Annotated in this window: 5 protein-coding genes; 3 read left to right on the forward strand and 2 right to left on the reverse strand. The window is 52.7% G+C overall.

Annotated elements, in window-relative coordinates; all coding sequences use genetic code 11:
- The first annotated feature begins 125 nt into the window (after window positions 1-125).
- Both sepF and LUQ50_RS08355 read left to right on the forward strand, forming a co-directional pair.
- Complete coding sequence (gene sepF / locus LUQ50_RS08350; protein WP_109969874.1) at window positions 126-485, forward strand: cell division protein SepF; 360 nt, start codon at window positions 126-128, stop codon at window positions 483-485.
- Window positions 486-1,016 carry a ZPR1 zinc finger domain-containing protein gene (locus tag LUQ50_RS08355; RefSeq protein WP_300039050.1) on the forward strand — a complete coding sequence of 177 codons (531 nt, stop codon included), beginning with the start codon at window positions 486-488 and terminating at the stop codon, window positions 1,014-1,016.
- 12 nt (window positions 1,017-1,028) lie between these two features.
- Here the strand turns inward: LUQ50_RS08355 and purM are convergent, their stop codons facing one another.
- Complete coding sequence (gene purM, locus LUQ50_RS08360) at window positions 1,029-2,036, reverse strand: phosphoribosylformylglycinamidine cyclo-ligase (RefSeq protein ID WP_300039053.1); 1,008 nt, start codon at window positions 2,034-2,036, stop codon at window positions 1,029-1,031.
- Entirely contained in the window at window positions 2,036-3,439 is a 1,404-nt protein-coding gene (locus LUQ50_RS08365) for an aspartate kinase (RefSeq protein ID WP_300039056.1), read from the reverse strand. Before LUQ50_RS08365 ends, purM begins: the two co-directional genes overlap by 1 nt.
- Before the next feature lie 62 nt (window positions 3,440-3,501).
- On the opposite strand from LUQ50_RS08365, the gene LUQ50_RS08370 reads away from it, so the two are divergent.
- Window positions 3,502-4,859 (forward strand): FAD-binding protein (locus tag LUQ50_RS08370; RefSeq protein WP_300039059.1); only part of this gene is annotated, 1,358 nt, incomplete at its 3' end.

The following is a 4,859-nucleotide window of genomic DNA, read 5'->3' on the forward strand; positions in this document are numbered from 1 at the left end:
GTAATCAAAACATTCCACCATGTCGGTGATGAGATCTGGACCATAGAACTCTGATACCGGAAACTGACCTGAAAATACCAGAGAAACCAGCATCTTTAATATTAAGCACACAAAAAGGTTTTGTTATGGGACTTCGTGACCTTATCTTCAGGCCAAAAGATAACAGTGATCCTGACCAGTATAAAGAACTCCCCCTCAAGGATTACGAGGGCGAGAATCCCGCACTCCTTGTCAAGGTAGCGACCGTTACCAGCCTGCGGGAAAGCCAGATTGTCAAGGATCAGATCTACGACGGGGACATTGTCATCGTCGATATCAACCGGCTCAAGATGGACAAGATCAACTATGAGCGGGTAATGAAGGATTTCTATCAGGTTGCGCGCGATGTGGATGGAGATATTGTCGGTCTTGGTGACCAGCAGTACGTGATCATCACCCCTCGTAACGTCAAGATATCACGCGACCGGATCGGTGGCGGTGCCTGAGTGCGTCAGGAGGTCAGGGGAACCTGTCCGGCCTGTGGTGAAGAGGTCGAATATCTCTATGAAACCGAACACATCCCCTATTTCTCCGAAATTCTGATTATTACCTGTTCCTGTCCGTTGTGTGGGTACCGGTTTTCTGATGTCCAGTCCCTGACTTCTCATGAACCGGTCAGGCTTGAATTCAACGTAACATCAGAGGATGATCTCATGGTCCGGGTTGTCCGCAGTACCCAGGGAGAGATTCGGATCCCGGAACTCGGTGTCGAGATCTCACCGGGCCCTGCCTGTGAAGGGTTTGTCTCCAACGTGGAGGGAATCCTCATGCGGATCGACAAAGTTCTTGATGGGGCACTCATTGACGGGGATGATGAGCAGCGCAGAAACGCCATGGATCTCAAAGAGAAGATCAACCAGGTCCGAAACGGGACATTTCCAATAACCCTGATTATCATCGATCCGATGGGCAACTCTCTGATTGATTCAGATCAGGTAAAAAAAGAGTTCTATGAGATCTGCGACGACGCACTCTGAATAGTGAACCGGTTATCTGATCTCTTTTCCTTTCAGGAACACACCTGGTTCCCTGGTTACTCTGCCGACAACTTCTGCATCAAAAAACACGGATTTGACCGCAGAAACTCCGGACTCAGGTACGATGCATACATACCCCATCCCCATGTTAAAGGTCCGGTACATCTCACTATCAGATATCCTGCCTTTCTCCTGAATCCAGCGGTAGATCTCCTGCGGGGGAAGCGGAGTATCTATCGAAAACCCATATCCGGAGAGGCGGGTGAGATTGAGGAGTCCACCACCGGTGATATGACACATGCCATGAACCGGTGTCATTGCCGTGAGCCGCAACACCTCAGCATAGATACGGGTAGGTGTCAGAAGGATTTCTCCGATAGTCCTGCCATCGCTGAGCTGCTCGCCATAGGAGCCATGCTCATTGACCATCCGGCGGGCAAGTGTCAGGCCGTTACTGTGAATTCCTGATGAGGGAATTCCGACGATCAGGTCACCGGGTGCCACCTGCTCACCATTGATCACCTTGGTCTTCTCCTGGATGCCAAGACAGGCACCGGCAAGGTCAAGACCCTGCACAAGCCCTTTCAGGGTTGCAGTCTCTCCTCCGACGATGGAGATGTTGGATTGACGGGCACCCTCGTTCAGACCGATCCCGATCTGTTTCATCTGCTCAAGTGAGAGGGCATTTGTAGCGACATAATCGACAAAGGCCACCGGCTCAAGGTTCATGACATAAAGATCGTTGACATTCATCGCAATGCAGTCAATCCCGACCGTGGACCAGTCTTTCAGTTCATCTGCAATGAGCATCTTGGTGCCGACCCCGTCAACGGCAAGCGCCAGCACATGAGAACCAAAGGAGATGAAACCGGCAAAATGACCGATGTCAGATGCCATCTGAAATTCTCCTTCCCTGCGATACGTGAGTTGTGAGACCAGGGCCTTTACTGCCTGCGCCTCAAGATCAATATCCACTCCTGCTTCGCGGTATGCATCTTTTTGATTCTGGTTCTCGGTCATCAGCACTCCTCACACTTGTTCGACAGGGCAAACTCATTATGAAGGACCGTGACTGCCCGCGGTCCATCTTCCTGTTTTACCACAAACGAGATGTTCACTTCAGAAGAGCCCTGGGAGATCATCATCACGTTGATCCCGGCTTTCCCAAGGGCAGCAAAAGTCCGCCCTGCAGTTCCTGCCATTCCAGCCATCCCTGATCCAACTACCGCAACCGCACAGACATCCTCATTTGCGATGATCTCCCTGAACACGCACCGTTCTTTAAGCGGCTGCAGGGCATCTATCGCGGTCTGAACCTGCCGCTCCTCGATGATAAGAGAGATATTTGCTTCAGAAGAACCTTGGGAGATCATCATCACGTTGATCTGCTGCTCAGCAAGTATCGAGAAGATGTGTTTCGCTACCCCGGGTCGTCCGATCATCTGGGCACCGGTGATCGTGATGGCGGCAACCTTATCGATGAACGTAATCGCCTTGACCACCCGGGTTTCACGTCGTTCACCCTTCTCGATGCAGGTGCCGGGATAAGCAGGATTGAACGTATTTTTCACCCATACCGGGATATTCTTCTGCATTGCCGGCTCAATGGAACGGGAGTGCATAACTTTGGCACCAAAGAAGGAGAGTTCCATCACCTCAATATAGGAAATTTGGGGGATGACACGCGCTTCCCTGACCAGCCTGGGATCGGTGGTCATGATACCATCAACATCAGTCCAGATCCAGATCTCATCCACCATAAGGGCTGCACCAAGGATTGCGGCAGTGTAATCTGAACCGCTCCGTCCGAGGGTGGTGACCACTCCCTTTTCAGTACAGCCCATAAATCCCATGACTACCGGGACCGAGGTTGCCATGAGTGGTTCGAGTCTGGAGCGGATCCTGGCTTCTCCAGCAGGCAGCGCAATAGCATCACCATGGTTTCCGGTGGTAAGGATACCTGCCTCACATCCGTCAAGAGCAAGGGAAGACACTCCCCGCTGCCTGAGCGCGGCACTGATCACCGGTGCATTCAGCCGCTCACCAAACGAGATCACATAATCACGGGAACGGGAAGTGAGTTCCCGCAGGTGAAAGACAGCATGGAGAAAGTCACGAAGGCTCTCGATCCTCCTGGTGATGATCTCACTGGTTTCAGAAAAATAATCAGGAGCGACCTCCTGAAGAGTGGTCAGGTGAGTAGTGGTAAGATATTCAACAAGGGCACTCACTGCAGTGGTATCCCGTGCACTGACCATCATTTCTGCAGTCTCAATAATCCGATCAGTCACACCGCGCTGAGCCGAGACCACCACGACCATTCTGTCCCCTTGTGTCAGCTGGCTCGTGATAATATCCATGGTCTTGCCGACAGCATCAGCATTCTGGACAGAAGTCCCCCCAAATTTCATTATGAGCTTCATTGCGCCGCTACTCTCATACTAAGTACTTTTTATCTCATTTTAGGATGCACCCTACTAATAAGATGAAGGTCAGGGAGATCATCAGTTCCCATGTTCTGGTAATAGGGAGCGGTGGCGCCGGAGTCAGGGCTGCTATCGAGGCTTCAGCACACGGAGATTGTACACTGGTCTCTAAAACCATAGCCGGAAAGGGTGGGTGTACCATCATGGCAGAGGGGGGGTATAATGCAGTCCTGAATTGCAATGATGCCACTGATGATCACTATGTAGACACCATGAAAGGTGGAGCATTTCTCAACAATCCGGATCTGGTCAGAACCCTGGTCAGCGAATCACCGGATCGGATCAGGGATCTCATATCCTGGGGCGCCGTGTTCGATGTCACCGGTGAGTGTGCCCTTTCACAACGCCCCTTTGGTGGTCAGTGCTTTCCACGAACCTGCTTTGCCGGGGACCGCACCGGGCATGAGATGATGGTAACCCTGATGGATCGTCTGGCTGCATCATCAGTCAGGATCTGCCATGAAGTGACAATCGTCTCTCTGCTCAGTGAAAACGGAAGGGTGATCGGTGCAGCCGGTCTGGAACGCGATGGCGGACTCATCGTATTTCTTGCAGATGCAGTGGTGCTCGCAACCGGCGGGGGGACCCGGGTGTATGATATCTCCACCAACTCAACCAGCGGAACCGGTGACGGATTCGCAATGGGATACCGGGCAGGGGCTGAACTCATCGATATGGAGCAGATTCAGTTTCATCCCACCGGAGCGGTGTATCCCTGGGACGCCCGGGGACGTCTGGTCACTGAAGCGGTCAGAGGAGAAGGCGGGGTGCTGAAAAATGCACTCGGTGAGCGGTTCATGACCCGGTATGATCCCCAGAGGATGGAACTTTCAACCCGTGACGTGGTATCCAGGGCAGCAGCGACCGAGATTCGTGAAGGCAGGGGAACCCCTCATGGAGGCGTCTGGTTGGATATCTCACACCGATCTCCTGAGGAGATAGAGACGCGGTTGCCGACCATGCTTGAGCAGTTCCTCATGTTCGGTGTTGACATCAGAACAGAACCTATGGAGGTTGCTCCTACTGCACATCATATAATGGGAGGACTGTTGATTGACACCGAATGCAGGACAACGATGCCAGGACTTTTCGCATGCGGTGAGGTCGCAGGAGGTGTCCATGGGGCAAACCGCCTCGGGGGCAATGCCCTCGCAGAGACGCAGGTCTTTGGACGCCGTGCCGGACTCTTTGCCGGAAAAGAACCGGTTCAGGAGAGAAGACTGAACGATGCGGTGATTCAGCCGGTGATCCGGTCTCTGGAATTGTTTGGTGAAGGGGACACTCCTGCCTATTCGGTGAGAGCACATCTTCAGGAGGCAATGTGGAGCGGGGCAGGAATATACAGGAACCGTGAAGA

The sequence above is a fragment of the Methanospirillum sp. genome (assembly GCF_028679455.1).
In the GTDB taxonomy this organism is placed as follows: domain Archaea; phylum Halobacteriota; class Methanomicrobia; order Methanomicrobiales; family Methanospirillaceae; genus Methanospirillum.

Excerpts from the sequence above, each read along its gene's own strand:
- sepF (WP_109969874.1), top strand. The coding sequence starts at position 126 with ATGGGACTTCGTGACCTTATCTTCAGGCCAAAAGATAACAGTGATCCT.
- purM (WP_300039053.1), bottom strand. The coding sequence starts at position 2,036 with ATGACCGAGAACCAGAATCAAAAAGATGCATACCGCGAAGCAGGAGTG.
- LUQ50_RS08365 (WP_300039056.1), bottom strand. The coding sequence starts at position 3,439 with ATGAAGCTCATAATGAAATTTGGGGGGACTTCTGTCCAGAATGCTGAT.